The sequence below is a fragment of the Raineyella sp. W15-4 genome (assembly GCF_033170155.1).
In the GTDB taxonomy this organism is placed as follows: domain Bacteria; phylum Actinomycetota; class Actinomycetes; order Propionibacteriales; family Propionibacteriaceae; genus Raineyella.
The window spans coordinates 1,190,188-1,207,666 of the sequence record NZ_CP137079.1 but is presented as its reverse complement, the minus strand read 5'-3'; the positions used below and the strand labels follow the sequence as shown (position 1 = coordinate 1,207,666).

The 17,479-nt window shown below is 68.5% G+C and carries 13 protein-coding genes; 6 read left to right on the top strand and 7 right to left on the bottom strand.

Annotation, left to right across the window (positions count from 1 at the left end):
* Positions 1–8 precede the first annotated feature (8 nt).
* The 4 genes from R0145_RS05640 to R0145_RS05625 form a co-directional block, all read right to left on the bottom strand.
* Positions 9–1,763, bottom strand: a complete 1,755-nt coding sequence (locus R0145_RS05640) for a phosphate ABC transporter substrate-binding protein PstS (protein ID WP_317839390.1) — start codon at positions 1,761–1,763, stop codon at positions 9–11.
* Positions 1,760–3,079 (bottom strand): phosphate ABC transporter permease PstA, encoded by a 1,320-nt coding sequence (pstA, locus tag R0145_RS05635; protein WP_317839389.1) that lies wholly within the window; start codon positions 3,077–3,079, stop codon positions 1,760–1,762. The genes R0145_RS05640 and pstA overlap by 4 nt, the downstream gene beginning before the upstream one ends.
* An 8-nt stretch (positions 3,080–3,087) precedes the next feature.
* Positions 3,088–4,155, bottom strand: a complete 1,068-nt coding sequence (gene pstC, locus R0145_RS05630) for a phosphate ABC transporter permease subunit PstC (RefSeq protein WP_317839388.1) — start codon at positions 4,153–4,155, stop codon at positions 3,088–3,090.
* Positions 4,156–4,525: 370 nt separating this feature from the next.
* Positions 4,526–5,122, bottom strand: coding sequence for a TetR/AcrR family transcriptional regulator (locus tag R0145_RS05625; RefSeq protein WP_317839387.1), 597 nt, complete (start codon positions 5,120–5,122; stop codon positions 4,526–4,528).
* A 172-nt stretch (positions 5,123–5,294) separates the two neighbouring features.
* Between R0145_RS05625 and R0145_RS05620 the strand changes: the two genes are divergently transcribed.
* The 4 genes from R0145_RS05620 to R0145_RS05605 all read left to right on the top strand — a co-directional run bounded on the left by R0145_RS05620 (position 5,295) and on the right by R0145_RS05605 (position 11,067).
* The gene (locus R0145_RS05620) at positions 5,295–6,566 is read left to right on the top strand and encodes a sensor histidine kinase (protein WP_317839386.1); all 1,272 of its coding nucleotides are present in this window, start codon (positions 5,295–5,297) and stop codon (positions 6,564–6,566) included.
* Positions 6,566–7,231: a response regulator transcription factor gene (locus tag R0145_RS05615; protein WP_317839385.1), complete on the top strand. Its 666-nt coding sequence runs from the start codon at positions 6,566–6,568 to the stop codon at positions 7,229–7,231. Before R0145_RS05620 ends, R0145_RS05615 begins: the two co-directional genes overlap by 1 nt.
* A gap of 189 nt (positions 7,232–7,420) precedes the next feature.
* A complete protein-coding gene (lanKC, locus tag R0145_RS05610; protein ID WP_317839384.1) occupies positions 7,421–10,111 on the top strand; it encodes a class III lanthionine synthetase LanKC in 2,691 nt (896 codons plus the stop codon).
* A 275-nt stretch (positions 10,112–10,386) separates the two neighbouring features.
* Entirely contained in the window at positions 10,387–11,067 is a 681-nt protein-coding gene (locus tag R0145_RS05605) for a hypothetical protein (protein ID WP_317839383.1), read from the top strand.
* A 431-nt stretch (positions 11,068–11,498) separates the two neighbouring features.
* On the opposite strand, the gene R0145_RS05600 is transcribed toward R0145_RS05605, so the two are convergent.
* Together R0145_RS05600 and R0145_RS05595 are read right to left on the bottom strand one after the other, a co-directional pair.
* The gene (locus R0145_RS05600; RefSeq protein WP_317839382.1) at positions 11,499–12,305 is read right to left on the bottom strand and encodes a DeoR/GlpR family DNA-binding transcription regulator; all 807 of its coding nucleotides are present in this window, start codon (positions 12,303–12,305) and stop codon (positions 11,499–11,501) included.
* A gap of 105 nt (positions 12,306–12,410) precedes the next feature.
* Positions 12,411–13,358, bottom strand: a complete 948-nt coding sequence (locus tag R0145_RS05595; protein ID WP_317839381.1) for a sugar kinase — start codon at positions 13,356–13,358, stop codon at positions 12,411–12,413.
* Between the two features lie 436 nt (positions 13,359–13,794).
* On the opposite strand from R0145_RS05595, the gene R0145_RS05590 reads away from it, so the two are divergent.
* Both R0145_RS05590 and R0145_RS05585 read left to right on the top strand, forming a co-directional pair.
* Positions 13,795–14,463, top strand: a complete 669-nt coding sequence (locus R0145_RS05590) for a class II aldolase/adducin family protein (RefSeq protein ID WP_317839380.1) — start codon at positions 13,795–13,797, stop codon at positions 14,461–14,463.
* A 386-nt stretch (positions 14,464–14,849) separates the two neighbouring features.
* Positions 14,850–16,835: an MDR family MFS transporter gene (locus R0145_RS05585; protein WP_317840153.1), complete on the top strand. Its 1,986-nt coding sequence runs from the start codon at positions 14,850–14,852 to the stop codon at positions 16,833–16,835.
* 174 nt (positions 16,836–17,009) lie between these two features.
* On the opposite strand, the gene bfr is transcribed toward R0145_RS05585, so the two are convergent.
* Positions 17,010–17,477 (bottom strand): bacterioferritin, encoded by a 468-nt coding sequence (gene bfr, locus R0145_RS05580; protein ID WP_317839379.1) that lies wholly within the window; start codon positions 17,475–17,477, stop codon positions 17,010–17,012.
* Positions 17,478–17,479 lie beyond the last annotated feature (2 nt).

The window sequence follows — 17,479 nt, the reverse complement described above, 5'->3', positions numbered from 1 at the left end:
TCGGGCTCCTATCGGGCGAGCGGCGAACCGCGGGTCAGTGAGACGGAACCGGGCACTGCGCCGGGCAGCAATCTCTTGCGGCGCCTGCTCAGCAGCGGAGGCGCGACGGTCGCCAGCACGATCCCCGCGCCACCGAGGAGCAGCGCGGCCGGGGCCGACAGGCCGAGGTCGGGTGCGGGAATGGACTGCGGGTTCGCCGCGACGATGGCAGGGCGGGCGTTGACTCCCGCGCCGCTACCGGACAGCTCGTCCACGCCGAGGCCGTCAGACCCGACGCCGGAAGCGTCGGCTGACCCGCCGGCGGCGCCCCCTGGCCCACCGGCGGCGGACGAACCGGCTTGCCCTCCGCCACCAGTGGTGCCCTGCGCGCCCCCGCCCGAGCTCGGCGCGGTGGAGGTGTCCTTCGCACCGCCCGTTCCGTCCGAGCACTGCACCGGGCCCTGCTTGTCGCACGCCTTGGGGAAGGGCGCGCCCTTGGCGAGGGCGTTGCCGTTGGGGTCGTTCGGGTCGAGGGTCGGGTTGTTGCAGTCCTTCACCGCGAACCCGGTCTCGGCCGGGTCACCGCCTTGCACCTTCTTGAGCTGGCGCTGCGCCCCGAGCACCAGGTTGACCGGCATCGGCGAGTAGCCGAGCACCTCGGCCTGTCGCTGACCGTCGCAGAGGAAGTAGGAGCCGAAGGCGCCGAGGGTCTTGCCCTTGTTCTCGGTGAAGCCGAACTCGAGCTTGGTCGGCAGGATGATGTAGGAGTACGAGCTGAGCGGGTAGGTGCGGGTGTCCTTGTTGGTGTAGACGTCGCGCAAGTCCTGCGTCAGGTAGTCCGGGGAGGTCTGGTCCTCGTTGATGTGCGCCTGCAACAACCCCACGGCGACGTTCGCCGCGGTCGGCTCGGTGTAGTAGCCGCCGCTGTTGAGCAGCTTCGCGACCGGGAAGCCGGAGTTGAGGGCGTAGGAGTACTCCACGAAGGTGATCGCCCCTGCCGCGTACGACTGGGCGACGTAGCCGGAGACACCTTCGGAGCCCTTCTTGGAGATGAAGCCACTGCCGGGCACCGTCGGGTAGTTCGACGTGACACCGCAGTGCCCGTTCACCATCGGCCTGCCCACCTTCGGGCAGTAGGCGTCCCACACCGCGGTGTGCTCCTGGCGCAGCCAGATCGACACCTGTGCGGTCGCGCCCGATCCGTCGGAGCGCACCACCGGCACGATCGGGATGTTCGGGAGAGCGAGCTGGGGATTGTCGGCGCTGATCGCCGGGTCGTTCCAGCGGGTGATGACGCCGGTGAAGATCTTCGCCACCGTGTCGCCGGACAGGCGCAGGTTCGTGACGCGCTTGCCGCCGATGGACAGGTTGTACATGAACGCGGTGCCACCGGCAACGATCGGCATGTAGGCGAACCCGCGCTCGGGCCGCCGGTCGGCTTCGTTCGAGTTGGCAATGCCGTAGGGGATCTCTGAGACGCCGAAGTCCTTGGTGCCGTTGGCGAAGTCAGTGCGACCCTGAGTGGAGCCGCCGCCGGAGTACTCGATCTTCCACTGATGGTTCCCCCACACGTTGCGGATCCAGGCCGCCAGCGCGTTCTCCGACCAGGTGGAGCCCGACCCGGTGATCGGGACATACGTGGTGCCGACCGCCGCCGCTTGCGGCGGGGCGATCGTGCCGAACACGCCGAGCATCATCATCGCCACTCCGAGCAGGAGGGCGGTGGTCCGCTTGGTCGTCCAGTGCCGCGCGTTCGTCGCCCGGCCTCGTCGCTCGCCGGTCATTGACGCACTCCCATCTTGGTGGTCTCACGAGTGAAGGTGGTCTGGTGGCGTTCCTCGAACCGGCGCACGTCGCGGGCGCTGGCCCGGCGGGCGCCGGCGGCCTGCCGGGGCGACAGGATGCCGGGGCCCCTGCCGCCGATGAGGCGGGCGATGAGGAAGAGCACGAAGACGAGCAGCATGAGCACCGCGGCGGCACCGAACCCGCGGGCGATCATCGTCTCCTCCGGTGACTTGACCAGGGTGAACGTGGCGAACGGGAGGGTGACCATCGCGCCCTGGAACGGGTTGAGGTTGAAGAACGTGGTCCATCCCGCGGTCAGCAGCACGGGGCTGGTCTCGCCGATGCCGCGGGCGGTGCCCAGCACGATGGCGGTCATCAGGCCGGAGCGGCTGGTGGGCAGCACCACCTTCATCACCGTGTCCCAGTGGCTCGCCCCGGTCGCCAGCGCCGCCTCCTTGAGCGTGGCCGGGACGAGGCGCAGCACCACGTCGGCGGAGCGGATGATGATCGGCAGGATCATGATGGTCACGGCGAGCGCAGCGGCGAACCCGGACTGTGGGAGCCCGAACATGAGGATGTAGGTGGCGTAGATGAACAGGCCGCAGACGATGGACGGCAGAGCGGTCATCGCCTCGGCCACGGTGCGGACGACGCGGGTGAACGGCGAGGGAAACTCGGCCATCATCACCGCGGTGATCACCCCCAACGGGATCGCGATGGCCAGGGCGATGGCGATCACGATCAGCGTCCCGATCGCGGCGTGCGCCATGCCGCCCACCGTCACCGGGTCGAGGGGACCGGCCATCGACATGTCCTGGGTCCAGAAGTTCCATCGCAGGAACGCATCCGACCCGCGCAGCAGGGTGAAGATGACCACCACGGCCAGGGCGAGCAGCAACACCACCGCCGAGGAGTGGATGATCACTGCCATCACCCTGTCGCGGATGGCGACCTTGTCCTCGTCGAAGGAGACGAGGACGACGAAGAACAGCAGGAACAGCCCATAGGCGAACAGCGTGAACGGAAGGGGGCCTGCGAACGGGAGGAGCTGCTGGAACAGCCAGCCTGTCAGAGCAAGGGCTGCCAGGCCCGCGCCGACGATCCGCAGGATGTCCTCGCGGCGGATCGTCGTCAGCTCCCGCTTCACCTCGTGCCGGATCGGGTGGGAACGCCCCTCCCGGCCGGGGACGTGGGTGCGAGTGATCCGGTCGGGGACGTGCGAGTCAGGAATCCGGTCGAAGCCGCTCGCGCTCCGGTGCGGCCGGTCGGTGATGATCTCGGTCATGTCGTTGTCTGTCGCATTCGTGGTGGTCATGGCGGGCCTCAGCTCGAGGCGCCGGAGCGGGAACGGGAGACGATGGCGCCGGCGAGGAAGTTGACGGCCATCGTGATCAGGAAGAGGACGAGGCCCGCGGCCATCAGGCCGGACAGTTCCAGCGGGGTCGCCTCGGAGTAGCGCAGCGCGATCAGTGCCGAGATGCTGTTCGAGCCGGTGGACAGGATGTGCCCGTTGATCACGAAGATCGGAGAGATGACGATGTAGACCGCGATGGTCTCGCCCAGCGCCCGGCCGAGGCCGAGCATGGTGCCGCCGATGATGCCGCCCATCCCGAACGGATAGACGACGCTGGTGATCATCCCCCACTTCGACGACCCCAACGCGAGCGCACCCTCGCGCTCACCGATGGGGGCCTGGCTGAACACCTCTCGCATGATCGACGCCGCGATCGGCGCGACCATCAGCGCAACCACCAGACCTGCCAGGAACGCGGAGCTGGTGAACACGGTCGGCGTGGCGAGGGGATCCTTCGGGTCGAACTGCGGCACCGCGAGCATCGGGATCCAGCCCAGGTAGTGGCTGATCCACTGGGCGACCGGGATGAGTTCACCCTGCAGCCAGTAGAACCCCCACAGGCCATACACGATGCTGGGGATCGCGGCCATCAGATCCACGATGTTCGTCAGGAAGGTCTTCATCCCTGCCGGGGCGTACTCCGAGATGTAGGTGGCCACGCCGAGCGCGAGGGGCAGCGCGACGACGATCGCGACCAGCGCGATCACCACCGTGCCGAACAGCACCGCCGCAATCCCGAACCGGCCCGCCGCCGGCTCCCAACTCTGCTCGGTCAAGAACGACCACCCCGTCGCCTTGACCGCCTCCGCCCCGCGCAGCGCCAGGAACACACCCACCAGCGTCATCACCGCAAGGACGATCACTCCGCCACCGTGCGCACCCACCCGGAAGAGGTTGTCCTTCAGGCCCCGCGAGATGTACATCGTCCGCGGACGGTCATCGGCCGGGCCGCCGGGCGGCGCACCGCCTCCGAACGCGAGGCTGTCCGACACCGCGGTGTCCTGCGGCAGCAGGCCGGGTGTGGTCGTACGGGACATCAGGGCTCCTTGCGCGATCGACGACCGAGGTCAGGGGTTGCCTGACCGGGCTTCTCGCGCCACAGGTAGACCTGGTTCCGCGCCTGTCCGTGAGGCCATGGTGTGCTCCGCACACTCCTGACCAGGACACCCGCCCCCGGACTGCTCCACCGGGGCGAGCCGTAATGCCTCCGCTGTGCAGGCTGGCCCGCACAGCGACATGGCCATCATGCTCGGATCAGCGCCAACGTCGCAAACTATTTCGTCTGTTCTTTGAGTGAACGCCTGGTGAACGCGGGATGGGCAGACGTGAAAATTCGCTAGTGAACGGGAAGATGCTCCCGCTCGAAGGCCAGCGGAATTCGATCTTTTTCGTTTGCGAAGAGGGCAGTCAGCGACTGACCAGGCCCGGTCGCACCATCAGCCAGAGCAACCGGACCCGTTCCAGCACCGACAGAGACGACTCGACAGCGAGGATCGCGCCCTGCAGCAGGACCATCAGACCGTCCGCCACGTCGTCGCGGGCGACCAGTCCGGCGGCCGAGCCATCAAGGCTCGCCTGTTCCAACAGTTCGGCGATGCGGCTGCGCCACGCGCGCAGCCCGGAATCGCCTTCCGGATCGGGCAACTCGTGGGCGACGCGCACGAGAGCGCGAGCGCACGGGTCGCTCTCCACCCGCTCCGCGATCGCGGTGAGGAACGATTCCAGCAGGTCCAGTCCCCGCCCGGTGCCGAGCGCGTGCTGCTCGACGAGCGCCTGCCACCGGCGTTCAGCGACGAGCGCCTGAGCGATGTCTTCCTTGCCTTCGGCGAAGTTCACGTACAGGCTCGTCCGCGACGCCGTGGTGTGCTCGAGAATGTCCTGGATGCGGGTTCCCGCGAGGCCGTGTCGCCAGAACTCCCCTGCGGCCGCATCCAGCAGAGCCTCTCGGACCCTCGGGTCCCGGGCACGGGTTCGCGTCGGACGGGCGGGAGCCGGGGTCTGCACCCGGCCATGATAGATGCCGACCGGCATCATCCTGAGCCGAACGGCACCCCCCTGAGCCGAACGGCACCACGGGCGATCACCACAGGGAGGACTCGCTGCACACAGAGGTCACCGTGATACCGGCGCTCTCGCCGTACACCGGCCGTACACCGGAAGGTGATACAAGTCGACGGTGACTTCGGTGCCCACCCACCCGGACCGTCCCCGCCTGATCCTCCCCGATTGGCTCTGGGCGATCCTCTGCTGGGTCGTCGGTGCCGGCTATTTCCTGCTCGGCGTCGCGGTCGCCACAAAGTTCTTCTTCCCGCACGCGCTCGGTCCACAACTCGCGCCGATGGTGGTGTGGGGCGCACTGGCAGCACTGACGTTGCAGGCAGCCGTCATCTGCTGGGCGACCGTCGCGCCGCTGACCGTTTTCTGGGTCACCTTTGCCCTGTTCCAGGGCGGAGTGTTGCTCATCGTTGATCGCATGCTCATGCTGAGTCCGGCGCTCCCACTCTCCCTGGTGATATTGGTGGCGCTCAGCAGACAACGAAAATGGGTGTCCTCGGTCGCCCTCGCGGTTGCTATCGATCTCGGGATCTACCTGGTTATCGGGACCTCGGCCGCCGGCGTAACCATCTTCGCAATCATTTCGATAATTCTTCGCGTGATCCCACCGTACGTCTTTGCCATCCTCGCCGGCCTCCTTTACGCCAATCAGCGCAAACGAGCGGCACTGGAGGCAGAAAGAGCCGATGCTCTTCGTCTGGCTTCCGCGGAGATCCGGAAGTCTGCGATCAATGCCGAGCGCACGCGGATCGCACGCGAGATCCACGACACTCTCGCGCGCCATCTGGGCAGCATCGTGCTCCACAGCAAGGGAACGCTGAACCTGCAGACGAATGATGTCTCCGTCCTCCGTGATGCCCTCCGCACGGTGCGAGATGAGGGTGAGAGCGCCCTCAAGAGCACCCGCGAGACGATCAAGCTCCTGCGCCAGACGGACGACGATTCCCGTCGCGGGCATGCCCTGATGCCGGGGATCACCCTGCGTGAGGGCCTCGCGCAGCTGACGGCAGCGGCGGCGGCCGGCGGTCAGATCGTCTGCCTTCACATTGACGACGAAGTGACGGACGTGACGTACAGTACGGCGCTGGCGTGTTACCGGATTGTGCAGGAGTCACTGGGTAATGCGCGGACCCATGCCCCTGACGCGCGTGTCACGGTCACCGTCAGGCGTGGTACGCAAGGGCTGGAAATCCGGGTGTCGAATGAAGAGAGCAGGGCTCCTGACGCAAATCCGTCCGGCCCGACGCGACCCGGCTATGGGCTGATCGGCATGCGTGAACGGGCCGAGCTTCTCGGCGGAACTCTCATCAGCGCGCCACGCGCCGGTGGCGGATGGGAGACCCGTGCACTGTTGCCCCTGGAAGCACAGGAACCTGTTCTCGGGAAGGCATGATGAAAGCACGTGAGCGACATGACGAGCACATTCGTGTGCTCGTCGTCGATGACTACACAGTGATCCGGAACGGTCTTCGGGTAAGTTTGGCGCCGTACGCAGACATCGAGGTCACCGGCGAAGCATCGTCGGGACCGCTGGCCGTCGCCGCAACGGCGGAATTGCACCCCGACGTCGTGCTGATGGATCTGCGGATGCCTGACGGCGACGGGATCACCGCGACCCGACAGATCGTCGCCGGGGACAGCGGAGCGGCCGTCGTGGTGCTCACCACCTTCGAGGGTGACCGCGACGTGCACGACGCCATCGACGCCGGCGCGACGAGCTATCTGCTGAAAGACATCGACCCACCTGACCTTGCCCGCGCAGTGCGAGCCGCGGCGGCAGGCAACTCGGTGATCAATGAGCGGGTGCTGCCCGGGCTGCTCGCAGACTATCGACGGCGGGGCGGCCACGATAGCCATGACCCCAATCCGCTCAACGCGCGCGAGAAGCTGATCGTGCGTGCGCTGGCGCAGGGCAAGACCAATCGCGAAATCGCCAAGGAGTTGACGATGTCGCACGGCGGAGTCAAAAGCGCGGTCGAGCGATTGCTCGCCAAGTATGGCCTCGCCTCCCGCGCGGAGCTTGCGGCATGGGCGACCAGCGAGGGGCTGCTGGACTGATCCGACAGCGGGCGTCTCCTCCGCTTGCCGGCTCGACGAGGTGCCGATCGGCACCAGGACAATGCATCCGATCGGCACTGGAGCCGCCGGGCCTGGTCCGCACAGAATGGGGCCGTCTCCGGGCAACGCTGTCCTCGGCTGAGGCTCGAGTGAGTCCCGACCGTGCGCGCGGAGGTCAGACCGCACCGAGTGACCGGACCGGAGGATCCGATGGATGGTCAGTTGTACCGCTTCGCGGCAGTCGATCCGACGTTCTACGATCATCCGTCCCGGCGCCGAGGGCAGCGGAAGCGGCCTCTGACGGTCGATGCCGCTCTGGACTGGGACGGCTGGCTTCGCGTCGAGGACGGCACCTGGGCTCACCTGCATCCCCCAGGGATCACCCTGCCCGACCAGGGCTGGAAGATCCACCTGTCGGCGACTCCCGACCATGCAGCGCAGGTCGTCGACGTCGCCGCCCGGTACTGCCACGCGCACGGGCTGGCGTTCAAGCATCTGGTCGATCACGCCACCGTCGCCGCGCAACTCAGCAAGGACGCCGATCGCGGGAGCTCGGCGAAGCTCGTCACCATCTACCCCACCGATGAGCAGGGCCTGCACGCCGCACTGACCGACCTCGACACGGCCCTGGGTCACCTGCCATCGCCGCACATCCTTTCCGACCTGCGTTGGCACCGCGGTCCGGCCTTCGTACGCTATGGCGCCTTCAGCCAGGCGCGTCTGCGCAGCGAGGCCGGGCATCGGAGGTACGCCCTCCTGGCACCCGACGGCACCCTGGTCGAGGATCGCCGGACGCCGTACTTCGCGCCGCCGGCCTGGGTGACGGTTCCGGACTTTCTGCAGCAGCAATGGGACAGCCTCGGGGATGGCGCCGCGCCGGCAGACTTCCCGTACACGGTGCAGAGTGCTCTGGCCTTCTCCAATGCCGGCGGCACGTATCTCGGCACCGATCGGCAGGGCGCGCCAGTCGTGCTGAAGGAAGGGCGTCCGTTCATCGGATACAGCCCGGACGGTCGCGATGCGGCCCAGCGGGTACGCGACGAACATGCGCGGCTCACGGACGCCGCAGGCCCCGGCATCGTCCCCGTGCGGGAGCTGGCGCAGGTCGGAGATCACGTCTTCCTCGTGCTGGAGCACCTCGGAGACGTCACTCTCCACAGCGAGCTGATCCGGCGTTCCCCGCAGATCAGATCCGACTCGCGCCCCAGAGACTTCGTCGCGTACCGCGACTGGGCGGTCGCGATCTGCGACCAGGTGCGTGTCGCACTCACCAGGCTGCACGCGGCGGGTTTCACGCACGGCGATCTCCATCCGGGCAACGTGATGATCACCCCGGACAGCCGCGCGGTGCTGGTCGACCTGGAGTTCAGCACACCCGTGCGCGACGACACCCCCATGCAGATGGGTGCGCCCGGCTTCGTGCCACCGGACGGCCGTGGTGGCGCCGCTGCCGACCTGTACGCCCTCGCGTGCATCGAGCTCGCCATGTTCTGTCCGCTGACGCCGCTCGTGGCGCTCGATCGCGAGAAGATCGACGACCTGCTCGACCACGCCCGCCGGCTCTACGAGCTGCCCGAGAGCTGGGCAGAGGGCATCCGTACTGTCATCGACCCGACGCCTCAGTCGTTGCGACCGCCGTCACAGCTCGGCCGAGCCGCCCAGACGGCGCTACGGGCCTGGGATGTCGACTCGGAGGCTGGGATCTCCGAGATCGCGGTGATGATCGGCAGGTCGCTCGATGCCGCGGCGCCGGACTTCTCCCGCTCCGACCGGCTGTGGCCCGGCGACCCCACGCAGTTCGACGAGAACGGCATCGGTCTTGCCCACGGTGCGGGCGGAGTGATCCACGCGATGCGGGAAGCCTCGCTCGATGTGAACCCGCTTGCGCTGAGTTGGTTTCGGCACGCCACGGAGGCCGCACTTGCAGCCGCGGACACCAACCTGGGTCTCTACGACGGGCTCGCCGGTGCCGCCTGGGTGCATCGCCGCAGTGGCGAGCACCACCTGGCAGACGCCATCCTGCACCGACTGCGCGGCACCACGCACGATGAGCTGGGAAATGACCTGTACGCCGGTCTGCCCGGAGTCGGTCTGCTCTTCCTCTCCGAGGCGAATCGCGATCCTGGCCTGCTCGAGGACGCCGCCCGGATCGCGCACACCCTGCGGCAGAGGCGCGCCATGCTCCCCAAGCTCACGGAGCACACCCCGGTGACATCGCGGGGCGCCGGGCTGATGTGGGGCGCGTCGGGAACTGCCCTGTTCGCGCTGCGGCTCTTCGAGCGCACCCGGGAGAGCGAGTATCTGCGCCTCGCGATGGACGCACTTGACGACGACCTCCTCCACTGTCGCACCGCAGACGACGGCTCACTGCAGGTGGACGAGGGATGGCGGCTCATGCCTTACCTCGCATCGGGATCGGCCGGGATCGGGATCGTGCTTGCCCAACTGCTTCTGCATCTGGCGCCATCGGAGAAGTACGCCACCGCGCTCGACGGCATCTCGCGCGCCGCCAGCGCACCCTTCACGGTGCAATCAGGGCTGTTCACCGGACGCAGCGGGCTGATGCTGCTCCACCTCACCCTCGCACGTCAGGGCCTGGCGACCGCCGTATCGCGAGCCGCTCTCGATGCCCATGCCCAGGCCCTGAAACTTCACGCCGTCCGCCATGCTGCTGGGATCGGCTTCGCAGGCGACGGGCTGCTGCGCCTGTCCTGCGACCTCGCCACCGGATCGGCTGGGGTGCTGCTGGCGTTGGACGCCTACGGTCTGCTCGCCCACGCTTCGGACTATCCGGCGCAGGAGACGCTGCCGCTCCTGCTGCCGACCGCCACGGTCACTGCCTCCGCCGACTCCTGCGCCCACTCACTCGGAGGGAGGTGAACCATGCCCGATCGCTTCCTGCTTGACCTGCAGAAACTCGAAGTTCCTGCCGACAGGACCGTCGCTATCCCCTCATTCAGCACCTTCAGCCCGTCCCTCTGCCTATCCACTGGATCTGCTGTGTGCTGAGTCCTCCCCGATCCGTGCCGCGGTCGCCGCCCCCGGGGGACCGCGGCACGCCGGCCCGGTCCGGCACGCCGACCCGCTTTCCCCCGCAGATGATGGACATGGATCTTCACGACAGCATCACGTCACAGCAGCGTCACCGTCACGAGGTGAGGGCCGAGAAGCGGCGCAGCCAGCGGCTCGCTGCGACCGCCGCCGACCCCGCGACGTCCACTGAGGCCCTGACGATCCTCGCGCGCAGGCATCCGTCGACCAACCCGAAGATGGCGCACAACCCCTCCTGCCCGAAGCATGTCCTGAAAGACCTCGCCACGCATGAGGAGGCGAGGGTGCGGCGCGCGGTCGCCTACAACCCGGCGACCACCGCGCACGTGCTGCGGACCCTGTGCCAGGACGCCGACGGCACGGTCTCCGCCGCCGCCGAGCGGCAGCTCGCCGTCCGGCACCTGCCCGCGTACGCGGAGGTGTCGGCCTGGTCACCACAGCAACGCGAGACCGCGGCAGCCGACCCGGCAACGGACAGTGAGACCCTGACCGTGCTCGCCGCCTACGACGTCCGCACACGCCAGTGCGTCGCCGCCAACCCGAACACCCCCGTCGACGTACTGACGGCGCTGAGCACAGACGCCAAGAAGGCCGTCCGCCGCAACGTCGCGCTGAACCCGACCACCTCGATGCCCGCGCTCGCACTGCTCAGCGGCGACATCGCCCCCGCCGTACGCCTCGCCGTCGCCGAGCGTGAGGGGCTCGCCGTCGCCACCCGTGAGGGCCTCGCCGTCGCCACCCGTGAGGGCCTCGCCGTCGCCACACGCGAGGGCCTTGCATCGTGAGCGGCGAGGTCGCTGCGGCCCCGGGGTGAGGCTGAGTCCGCGTCGGGGCCGGCATCCGCACCCCCGCACTTCGCCCCCGCAAACCTGTCCGACTACGAGCACCTGTGCGGGGGCAGAACGCGGACCAAAACTGCTTGTGTCGGCATCACCAAGCAGAGGGTCTATCAGCTGGAGAAGGCCGAGGGCCACGGGGCGCGCGTCGACAAAAGTAACGGCCAATCACCCCGTCCCTCAGGACGGGCTTGCTGCATCGCTCCCGATCGGGTCGTGTGCCCCCTGCCGGGTGTCGGGGCGCACTGATGGACACCCGAATCGCCGAGGCCGACACCTGCGCACTTCGCCCGTGCAGAGTTGCTGAATGACACGCACATCTGCACGGGCGAAACGCAGAGCTGTGGATTTGTGTCTGTGTGGATTCGTGGATCACCGGGTCAGCAGACCAGGACCTCGACACCCAGCTCCCGGATGCTCCCGACGACCTCGTCGTCCACCCTGTCGTCCACCACGACATGGGTGAAGTCGCTGACATCGCACAACCGGTAGAGCGCCCCGTGACCGACCTTGGTGTGGTCCAGCAGCAGCACCCGGCGCCCGGCCGCCCGGATCATCGCCCGCTTCACCGACACCACGTCCTGGTCCTGGTGGTAGAGCACCTGCCCGCGCATCGAGGATGTCGAGGCGAAGAGGACGTCGGCGTAGAGGCTCGCCAGATTGTTCTCGCAGAGCAGGCCGAGGAACGCGGCATGACGTACGTCGTACCGCCCGCCGAGGGCGATGACGCTCACCTCGGTCTGCGCACCGAGGGCCTGCAGCACGGGCATCGAGTTCGTGATCACCGTCAGCGGACGCCGCTGGGTGAGGTGGGGCACCAACTGCAGGGCGGAGGTGGAGTCGTCGACGATGACCACGTCACCGTCGTTCGCCAGCTCCGCGGCCGCCGCGGCGATCCGCCGCTTCTCCTCGACCGCCGTCGCCAGACGGTACTGCAGGTCGCTCTCGTACCGCGTCGACCGTTGGGCCGAGGCACCCCCGCGGACCTTCCGCAGCGCGCCGAGGGCCTGGAGCTCGTCGAGGTCGCGGTGCACGGTCATCCGGCTCACCCCGAGCGACTCGACCAGGTCGTCGACGTTGACGAAGCCGTCACGGCGGACGGCCGTGCTGATGTGGTCGAGACGGGCGGCCTTCGACAACGGTCGGTGGCGTGGCGTGGCCCGGTCTGGGTCGCTCGGGGCGGTCATCGGGTCTCCTGGTCGGTCGCCGGGCAGGTGGTCAGTCGGTTGCGCCGCTCCGGGCCCGCGACGCGGCGGGCCCGGCGGGGCCCCGCGGGCCCCGGAGCGGCTCGCTCAGACCGCCAGCCGAGCGTGGGTGGTGCGGAACTCCTCGACCTGGTCACGGTCGACGATGCCGGCGTCGGATCCGAGGCCGGTGGCGACCAGGCTGCCACAGGCCAGTCCCCGTTCGGCGGCGTCGGCCGGTTCCAACCCGTCGAGCAGGCCCGAGATGAAGCCGGAGGTGAAGGCGTCGCCGCACCCCGTCGTGTCGACCACGTCGACGTCGTACGCCGGCAGGACGACCTCCTCCCGGCCCCGCGGGGCGATGCTCACCCCCTCCCCGCCCATGGTCAGCACCGAGCAGCCGACTCCCTGGGCGTGCAGCCAGGCGACGATCTCGGCACGGTCCTCGCTGCCCACCAGCCAGCCCGCCTCCTCGATGTTCGGCATCAGGTAGTCGATGTGGGGCAGCGCCGGACCGATCAGCTCCTGGGCGTCCGGGCGGGGACTCATCAGGAAGTCCACCGTGGTAATGCACCCCAGCTCCTTGGCCCTCGCCAGGATGCGGGCCATCGGCCGGCCGTCGATGCCCGGGAGGATGAAGGCGCCGCCGAGGTGGAAGACCTTGGCCTCGGCGACCGCGTCCCAGGGGACGTCGTCCTCGGTGAGGGCGGCATTGGCACCGATCACGTGCAGGGCCGGCCGCGAGCCGTCCGGGCGGATCAGCAGCAGGCTCGACGACGTCTGCAGCTCCGGGTCGACCACAAGGTGGGTGGTGTCGACCCCGTACCTCTCCATCGTGGTGCGGATGAACGCGCCGATCGAGTCGTCCCCGATCCGCCCCACCGTTGCGACCCGGACACCGAGCTTGGCCAGGTTGACCGACGGAGCAGCGGCGGTGCCGGCCACGGTGAACGAGATCCGGTTGAGCATGGCGAGCTGCTGACCCGGCGGGACCGCCGTAAACGGCCATCCGAGCGCGTCGGCGATGTGGGCTCCGAAGGAGATGACGTCGGGCATCGAGCTTCCTCTCAGGTCGGGCGCCGTCGCGGTCGCGACCGACGCCCATGGCGGTCCGGTGAGTCCTGGCACCCCGTCCGGAGACCGGCGGAGTCGCCTGTCGGTGGCCTCGGGTACGACCGCAGCGATGAACCTCGTCGTACATCGGCACCACAGCAAGGATGTTAGCAACTGTGATAATCACATCGGCACACCCCGGGACGGTGACCTTCGCCACCCGGACCGACAGAACACCCACAACGACACGCACACAAGCCAGTGTTCGGCTCGATCGAGGGCAGCTGGAAAGCCCGGTGGCGGCAGATGACCGGACTGCACAGCCTGAGATAATATGATATTAACTGTTACAGACGATCCGGGCCGTAATGTCCCAAGGAATCCGCGCCCGGAGTCGACCGGGCCGGGACGGCGTCCCCGGCGAGGCGAAGGAGCCGATGTGACCACTGACCCAGGGTCGGAACCGCAGGCCGACGATGCCCGACTGCGACGGCTGATGGTGGACCTCGGGCGGCGCCTGTGGGAGCGCCAGCTCGTCGCCGCCAACGACGGGAACCTGTCCGCCCGGCTCCGGGACGGCACCATCCTGTGCACCCCTACCGAGGTCAGCAAGGCGATGCTGACCGAGGAGATGCTCTGCGTCGTCACCGGGTCCGGTGAGGTGGTCGACGCGGGGACCGGACAGGGGCCGTCCTCGGAGATTCTGATGCATCTACGGGTCTACCGGGTCGACCCCACCGTGGGCGCCGTCGTGCACACCCATCCGCCGTACGCCACCGCGTTCGCGATCCGCGGGGAGGCGCTGCACGGTGACCTGATGACCGAGACGCTCCTGACGCTGCCGGAGGTGCCGGTGGCACCCTTCGCCACCCCCGGCACCGAGGAACTGCCCGACGCCGTCGCGCCCCTGATCGCGCACCACCGGGCCTGTCTGCTCGAGTCCCACGGGGCCGTCAGTTGGGGTCCCACCCTGACGGACGCCTACCTGACGATGGAGCGCCTGGAGGCCCTGGCCCGGACGACGGCGGCGCTGCGGATGCTCGGCGGCGAACGACGGATGAGCGCGGACCGGATCGCCCACCTGCGCAACCGTCTCGCCCGGAACTGACTGGCTCGCCCGGAACTGACCGGCTCACCCGGAACTGACCGGACGCACCCACTGTCGCGCCGCCGCCGGCTGGCGCACCGCTCACCACCCGGCCCCACTGACCGACCCCGGAGTGGCAGACTAAGGAATCGGCAACGGCGCCACCCGTACACGCCGGGGCGCCCCTCGACCGTGAGGGTGCTCGTCCCCGTGACGGTGCCCGACGGCCGTCGTTGCCCGGGCCGACGGACCCGCACTTGAAAATTCTTGCACTACGCGCAAAACTGCATGGGCTGCACGGATCGCTCTCTTCGCCGGCCTCCAGCAGGACGGGACCCCGGACCGGACCCGGACCGGCCACGCAGCGATCCGCACCACAAGGAAAGCAAGGAGACTCTGTGTCCGCCATGCTCGAATCCGAGCCGGCCGCACCCCGCGCCAGCGCGGCGACGGCGCCCCGCCCGGTCATGTCCCACCAGCAGATCATGCTGGTCATCTACGGACTGATGGCCGGCATGTTCCTGTCGTCGCTCGACCAGACGATCGTCGGCACGGCGATCCGTACCATCGGCGACGACCTGCACGGCCTCGACAAGCAGGCCTGGGTGACCACCGCGTACCTCATCACCTCGACGATCGCCACCCCGATCTACGGCAAGCTGTCCGACGTCTTCGGCCGCCGGCCGCTCTACATCTTCTCCATCACCGTCTTCATCCTCGGCTCGCTGCTGTCGTCGTTCTCCACCTCGATGTACCTGCTGGCCGCGTTCCGTGCCTTCCAGGGGATCGGCGCCGGCGGCCTGATGTCGCTGCCGCTGGCGATCATGGGCGACATGCTGGCCCCGCGGGAGCGGGCCAAGTATCAGGGCTACTTCCTCGCCGTCTTCGGCGTCTCGGCCGTCATCGGCCCGTTGGTCGGCGGCCTGTTCGCCGGCACCGCGACGATCGCCTGGATCGCCGGCTGGCGCTGGGTGTTCCTGGTCAACGTGCCGATCGGCCTGGTCGCCCTGGCCATGGTGCTCGCCTTCCTGCACCTGCCCCGATTCGAGCACCATCGCGTCCGGATCGACTGGTGGGGCGCCACCTCGGTCGTCGTCGCGCTCGTCCCGCTGCTGCTGGTCGCCGAGCAGGGTCGTACGTGGGGCTGGACCTCCGCGGCGTCCATCACCTGCATCGTCGTCGGGCTGGTCGGCATCGTCGCCTTCCTGATCATCGAGAACCACATGGGTCGCGACGCGATCATCCCACTGCGGATCTTCCGCTCCGGCGTGTTCTCGATGGCCACCGTCCTCGGTGCCCTGGTGGGCTTCGGCATGTTCGGCGCGATGATGACCCTGCCGCTCTACCTGCAGATCGTGATGGGGATGTCGCCGACCGAGTCCGGCTTCGCCACCCTCCCGATGATCGGCGGTCTGATGGTGGCCTCGATCGTCTCCGGGCAGCTGATCTCCCGGACCGGCAGATACCGGCTGTTCCCCGTCCTCGGCACCGCGCTGGTCGCCGGTGGCTTCTTCTATCTCACCTTCATCACCGTCGACAGCCAGTTCTTGTTCGTCGCCGGCGGCATGGCGATCATCGGTCTGGGTCTCGGTCAGCTGATGCAGAGCCTGGTCCTCGCCAGCCAGAACTCGGTGGCGCCGACCGACATGGGTGTGGCCACCTCCTCGGCCACGTTCTTCCGGCAGATCGGCGGCACCCTGGGCACGGCCATCCTGCTCTCGGTGCTGTTCTCCGCCATGCCCGGCAACATCCGTACGGCCATGCAGGACAAGGACGTGCTCACCAGCGCTCTCGACGCCGCGATGACGCCGGCGGTCGCCCAGGCGCCGCAGAATGCCGGGGCGATGAGCCAGATCTGGACCCCGATCGTCACCCCGATCGAGGACAACGTGCAGACCCAGCTCGACCAGGCCGCCACCCAGGCGACCGCGCACGCGCCGAACGAGGCGGCCAAGCAGGCCATCCTCCAGCAGGTCGCGGCCAAGGCCGGCGCGACCGTGGTGAACGGCCGGGTGGAGGTCGACTACAGCAACGAGACTCAGCGTCGCGCGGTGGTGGATCGGGCGGTCCCGGTGATCATCGACGGGATCGCCGGTCAGGGGTCGACGGTCAATGCCTCCACCGACACCAGTACCTCCGACACCTCGTTCCTCAACGGCGCCGACCCGCGGCTGACCCGGCCGTTCCTGCTCGGGTTCAACACCTCGGCGATCACCATCTACTGGGTCGCCATGGGTGTGCTGCTGGTCGCCTTCGTGCTGACCTGGTTCTTCCGCGTGCCGGAACTGCGCCTGCACTCGGCCCTGCAGGAGCAGGCCAACCGAGCCGCTGCGAAGGCGAGTGGGACCAGCTCCGGCGCGGGGGCCGACCCGATCGGCGGAGCCGCCCGATAGCGGACCGGACGAGACCCCGATAGCGGACCGGACGAGACAACGGACCGGACGACCGGAAGAGGGCCCGAGCCATCGGCTCGGGCCCTCTCGGCGTCTCGGGGGTAACGGGCAGGCCCGGCCGGTGTCATCGCACGATCGGGACTCCGGTCTCCGGGGCTCCCGGCTCGTCGCGGGTCAGGCCGGCCCGGACGACGGGTCGAGATGCTGGGCGAGGTAGTTCTGGGCGCCGACGCGGGCGATGGCGTCGATCTGGCCCTCGAGCCAATCGGCGTGCCGCTCCTCGTCGCGGGCGCCGGTCTCGAAGTACAGGGCGGTCGCATGGTCGCCGAGGGCATGACACTCCTCGGCACCGGCGTTGAACAGGGCAATCGCCTCCTGCTCCCCGTCGTACGCCAGGCGGAGCACCTCCTCGGGGTCCTCCCCCACCTGGATGGCGCCGAGCTTCTGCACATTGGGATGGCCGTCGAACATCAGGATCCGCTGGATGAACTCGTCGGCATCCTTCATCTCGGCGATCGACAGGTCGTAGAAGACCTGCCCGAGGCGCGGCAACCCCCAGTTGTCGAGCATCCGGGCGTTGAGGAAGTAGGTGTTGATCACGGTGAGTTCGAGCGTGAGGCCGGCGTTCAGCAGCTCGATCACCC